The 714-nt window shown below is 38.7% G+C and carries 1 pseudogene; it reads left to right on the top strand.

Annotated elements, in window-relative coordinates:
- Nucleotides 1-509: 509 nt before the first annotated feature.
- Nucleotides 510-714 (top strand): annotated as a pseudogene (locus P20311_RS18810) (IS5/IS1182 family transposase); the annotation flags it as partial.

Here is a 714-nt window from a genome sequence, read left to right on the forward strand (position 1 = left end):
AGGGTCTGTTGACCTTTCAAGGTTAAATTTGCAGCAGTCTGTTTGGTCTTTAGGCAATGCAGAGTCTATGTGGTGTGGTTATTCCCCATAAATAGGCGATAACGCAGCATCAATGCCAAACAGGCACTGCCCGAAGGGTTCTGCCTAGGGGCAATTAACTCTTTGTTGCTCGATTTTTACTTAGCCCACTAGGTTACAAACCTCGCGTCGCGATTAAATCCCCCCTAGTTTGAACAAATATTAATCCGTAAAGATAAGCAGACCCTATGTTTAGGTAAATATTTGAATGGTGGAAAAATGAATTACATTAAGTCTGAAAAGCCTTAATGTATAAATATAGGATTAGTGCGTGGGCTATTTCCGGTTTGTGCCCAGACTGTGTGAAAACTCTGATCACCTTTTGGTCTAAGTATGTTCTGCTTATGATCTATTAATCTATACATTTAGTTCACTTAATATACTGATATTTATATAATTAGACTATTGATTCAGTTGAGGGTTGAGGCAGTATGTCAAAGTTTATAAGCGGTGAAAGTCGTGACCAATCAACGTTATTTCCAGAATCGTTGGAAGACTACGTCAGTGAAGATAATACGGTCAGAGTGATTGATGTTTTCATTGAGGAACTAAATCTAGCTGAATTGGGGTTTAAAGGATTAACTTTAAAGTCCACAGGCCGCCCTAAGTATCATCCAGCCACATTATTAAAACTGT

Origin of the sequence: Pseudoalteromonas sp. BSi20311, from assembly GCF_000239875.1 — a bacterium.
In the GTDB taxonomy this organism is placed as follows: Bacteria; Pseudomonadota; Gammaproteobacteria; order Enterobacterales; family Alteromonadaceae; genus Pseudoalteromonas.